The following is a 4,026-nucleotide window of genomic DNA, read 5'->3' as shown; positions in this document are numbered from 1 at the left end:
GTTTTCGCTCTTGAGGCGAGCTTATCTTCAACTTTACGAGCAATAGGTTTTGCCGAAATCGTTTTGGGCGTATCGAGTTTAACGCTATCAGCTAAGCTACTTAGTGCAGACAACTGATTACTCATCGCTAGCAAACCAGATGTTTTGGCTTTCTCTCGTGCCAACTGAATATCTTTTGCTTTCGGCTTAATTTTTGGCTTGGGCTTTTTCGCTATTTGAGCCTTAGGTTTTGGTTTCGGTTTTGGCTTCTCAGCAACTTTCTTCTCAGGCTCAACCTTCTTAATCTCTTTCTTAATCTCTTTTTTAAGGACAGGTTTAGGCTTTTCTTTTTTCTTAAGTATGACCTTTGCTAGTTGAGGAGGCAGGGCTTCCAGCTCTTCCCTATCTTGCTCAGGTAAATCCACCCACGAGACATAAACAGCGATTGCCAAAAATACAGGAATAACCGCTGCGGTAATCTTCCCTAAGCGTTCACTCTCACCTGCTTCGGCATTCCAGGCTGGCCCTAATTGATTAAACGCCATGATTAAGCCTCCTGCTCAACATGCTTATTAACCGCAAGTGAAATGCTGGCATAACCAGAATCCACACAGGTTGTCATAATTTTCTTTAACAGCTCATATGGCAACTCTCGATCGGCAACGATAGTGATTGGACGCCCTTCTGGCGCGACTGCGCTGTTAGACTTTGAAGCCTGATAGTCTAACTCAGCCTTAAGCAGAGGTTCTACCTCTCCTTGAAATTCACGAAGCTCGGCGACTTTAACGATCGCTCGGCCACCGACAAGAATATCGTCGTGAGTCACGGCTAATGCCAGCGCATCTTTTGGCATTTGATCAGCATTAGAAACCGGAAGCTTGACCATATTGTTCTGGTTCAATACTTGTACATCACTTGAGGAATTTACCATCAAGAAAAACACAAGAATCGTAAAGATGTCCATCAAGGATACCAGGTTTAACTTACCCTGATTCTTACTACGGCGTTGGTGACGCTGGATACGCTTGGCTTTTGCTGATGTTTTCATGATCTAACCTTCCCATCAGTTAATTCGGTCTTGGCATCCGCAACACTTTCGTTTGCATCAACAACTTCCGGCGCATCGGCTATCGACACTTCCGGGAATAACTCGGCATTCACTACACTTCCCGCAACAACGGTACGGTAAGATCGCACCTTATCCATCACAGACACCAAGGTCTGATAGGAAGTGTCTTTTCGTGCCATGACAGTAATATCTTTCTTTTCCGGAATACGCGATTTCAGCTCCTGCATCACTTGCCCTAACATCGCAAAGTCGTAAGCCCCAGTACTTACGGCCGCGTTGTCAGAGCTATTATTTGCAACTGAATTCCGCTTTAAACTATCTATTTGCTTAATCACACCGCCTTTATTGTCGGCAACCACCAACTTATCTTCCAGAATCATTACCTGTAACTGCAATGACTCATCATCCTGAGCTGAGCTTTGGTCTTGAGTTGGAAAGTTCAACTCAAGTACACTCGTATGAGCAAAGATCATATTGATCAGCAAGATTGGTACAAGCACGATCATTAAATTCATAAATGCCGTGATATCCAGATCTGCTTCACTTCGTAAGCGTCGATGTTTGCGTTTCATAGTCGAGTCTGCCTATTTCGCTAAGGATTGATCAATAAAGTTGGTTTACAAAGACCAACTAAACAGCGGCTGCCGCATTAAGCCCTGAGTCAGCACTTGGCGACTGTGTAGCCTTAGCAGGTGCTGGAACCGAAGCTGATCGGTCACTTAATAAGTTCATCACTTTAATGCCCGCCATTTCAAAACTATCGACAATCTCGTTAGTCTTTGTTTGAAGTACTGAGTGAACGAGTAATAAAGGAATCGCCGCAATCAAACCGAATGCAGTCGTGTTCATCGCTACTGAAATACTTTGTGATAGCAAGCTAGCTTTTTGTGCAGGATCGGCCGAGGCAACCGCTGTAAATGCAGCGATCAAACCAATGATCGTGCCCAACAAGCCGAGCAAGGTTGAAACGTTAGCTAAAGTCGCTAGATATTGCGTACGTTTTTCTAAACGCGGCATCGTTTCCAGCAAGCCTTCTTCCATCGCATATTCAATTTCTTCACGTGGCTGTCTGCGGCCTAATCGAACCAGACCCGCACCGATCATATTCGACATGGCGGTCTTAGACGAAGAAGCAAACTTTACAGCCGACTTAAAGTCCTTCCCGCTAATCATACGGTGAAGCTTATTAAAGTCCTGGCGGTTATTACGCTTAGCGACACTCAGGTAAACATAGCGTTCAATTGCAATCACCAAACCAACTACCAAAATGATTGAAATCGGATACATGAAGAATCCGCCTTCCTGAAAAAATCGAATTATTGTCTCGATCATAACAATTTACTCCTGGGGGTTTTCTTTGCTTTATGCCTTGTAGGCCATTTAAAATTTATACAATCATCAAGTGCACTTCGCTGACGATTGCAAACAATTGTGAAAATTGTAGATTGAAAAGAGAGAAAAGACGGTTAGATCACGAAAGGATTTGTTGCGAATTGTGTTCATGTTCTTCCATGCACATACTTTGTGTGACTCCTGTCATAGTTTGACGCCATATAGGCCAATATACCTTCTTTTAGCTTACAAGAACCTGTCTAAGTGATGAATCCTACTTTGGTATTGCGGGCACAGTAGTCGCTTTTACATTCTGTTTGCTGAAGGCTTCATGGTAACTTTGCATTCTCAGAAAGCTGGCCCGGTCAAGCGGCTGAATAGGACGTGACGATGCCAAGGTCTGCTCAGGTTCATCAAGAGAGTAAACCTTTGCTGGCTGCCAAGGAACCAAATACAAAACGGTAGGAAGCTCTTGGTTCCCTCGAATAGTCGCCCCTTCGATTGCGATCACAGTTCCTTCTGCCGCCACAACTTGCGTTAAAATAAGACAAGTCAGTAGCATTAAACATTGAGTTAATTTCATATCCTACAACTCCTTATTGTCTATTTTTGATATCAAAGATCCAGTCTTTTACCTGAGGGTCTGGCTCATCAAGTAAAGACTGATATTGCTCGTATAAAGGCAAAGCGTCCGCAAACTGCCCACGATATAAATCCAACAAGATACCCAAGTTTCTAATGGCTGTTATATCTTCAGGGTTCTGATCCAAAGCCTGGCGATAATAGCTCTCCGCCTGATCGAAATCGCCTTTCTCCCGCATAATTTGACCGAGATAGTTGAGTGCCGGGCCAGTAAACTTTGCCAAGTTATCCAAAATCTCAGCCCGCTTGTCTGTAGGCAGATCTATCGACGCCTTGTTATCAGCCTTTTGTTTGTTCTCCTGCCCAAGCGAGTCCTTCAGAGCGAGCACTTTCGATAAGTATGACTCAGCCTCTTCTACATTTCCCAACCACCAGCTACTAATGCCAAGGTTCAAGAGAGGCCCAGGGTACCAGGGGTTTTGCTGATGTATTTCTGCCAGAGTATGAAAGCTATCTTCAAGCTCATCGTTACCTTTGAATACCCCGGCAGCCATCGCTTGGTCCGATGAACTCTCTAGTGACTTCATCGTTTCAACAGCGTCTTGATATTGTGAAACTAATGCTTGTCGCGAATCTTCAGCGGCGATTGATTCCTTATCTATTTTTCCTTTTGTTGCACAGGCACTCAAGATAAGGCACAGACAAACCATCAAAAAACATGACATTGATTGCCTCAAACAGATGAATAGACCCTTAATACAAGTCATAGATGATCTCGCTCTTTAATTCAGGCTTATCGTAACGCCCTGGTAGCAATTCTTTTAAGGCATCAAAACTATTCTGAACCCAGTCATCGTAGATACCAATCCAAGACCTACTGGAGTTCTGTTCATGAATTTCAATAGCACTGTCTTCAAAGGGATAAGCTTGTTCTTCAAGAAGAATTTCGTACTGCTCTAGCTCCAGCTCGTTCAGGCCTGTAGGGCGATCAGAATCCATTAAGTCGCGACTAAGCTGAGCATAAATATCAGCCATGCGATATCCAGCTTCGGTTGAGAACTGAG

General features: G+C 44.0%; 5 protein-coding genes and 2 pseudogenes. All 7 read right to left on the bottom strand.

The window, feature by feature from the left end; translation table 11 throughout:
• Positions 1 to 524, bottom strand: a pseudogene (locus A3761_RS23240) (hypothetical protein); the annotation flags it as partial.
• 2 nt (positions 525 to 526) lie between these two features.
• On the bottom strand, positions 527 to 1,027 hold the full coding sequence (locus tag A3761_RS23235; protein WP_068511512.1) for a biopolymer transporter ExbD: 501 nt from the start codon (positions 1,025 to 1,027) through the stop codon (positions 527 to 529).
• Positions 1,024 to 1,620, bottom strand: coding sequence for a biopolymer transporter ExbD (locus A3761_RS23230; protein WP_068553966.1), 597 nt, complete (start codon positions 1,618 to 1,620; stop codon positions 1,024 to 1,026). The genes A3761_RS23235 and A3761_RS23230 overlap by 4 nt, the downstream gene beginning before the upstream one ends.
• 58 nt (positions 1,621 to 1,678) lie before the next feature.
• On the bottom strand, positions 1,679 to 2,380 hold the full coding sequence (locus A3761_RS23225; RefSeq protein WP_068511508.1) for a MotA/TolQ/ExbB proton channel family protein: 702 nt from the start codon (positions 2,378 to 2,380) through the stop codon (positions 1,679 to 1,681).
• Between the two features lie 274 nt (positions 2,381 to 2,654).
• Positions 2,655 to 2,963 carry a hypothetical protein gene (locus tag A3761_RS23220; protein ID WP_068553964.1) on the bottom strand — a complete coding sequence of 103 codons (309 nt, stop codon included), beginning with the start codon at positions 2,961 to 2,963 and terminating at the stop codon, positions 2,655 to 2,657.
• Positions 2,964 to 2,976: 13 nt separating this feature from the next.
• Entirely contained in the window at positions 2,977 to 3,687 is a 711-nt protein-coding gene (locus A3761_RS23215; RefSeq protein WP_068553962.1) for a tetratricopeptide repeat protein, read from the bottom strand.
• A 28-nt stretch (positions 3,688 to 3,715) separates the two neighbouring features.
• A pseudogene (locus A3761_RS23210) lies at positions 3,716 to 4,026 on the bottom strand (hypothetical protein); the annotation flags it as partial.

The sequence above is a fragment of the Oleiphilus sp. HI0123 genome (assembly GCF_001635315.1).
Note: the sequence above shows the minus strand (reverse complement) of the source record. Positions and strands in the feature narration are given on the sequence as shown.

Bases quoted from the DNA above. Each gene is read 5' to 3' on its own strand.
- A3761_RS23235 (WP_068511512.1), bottom strand. From the start codon at position 1,027: ATGAAAACATCAGCAAAAGCCAAGCGTATCCAGCGTCACCAACGCCGT.
- A3761_RS23230 (WP_068553966.1), bottom strand. From the start codon at position 1,620: ATGAAACGCAAACATCGACGCTTACGAAGTGAAGCAGATCTGGATATC.
- A3761_RS23225 (WP_068511508.1), bottom strand. From the start codon at position 2,380: ATGATCGAGACAATAATTCGATTTTTTCAGGAAGGCGGATTCTTCATG.
- A3761_RS23220 (WP_068553964.1), bottom strand. From the start codon at position 2,963: ATGAAATTAACTCAATGTTTAATGCTACTGACTTGTCTTATTTTAACG.
- A3761_RS23215 (WP_068553962.1), bottom strand. From the start codon at position 3,687: ATGTCATGTTTTTTGATGGTTTGTCTGTGCCTTATCTTGAGTGCCTGT.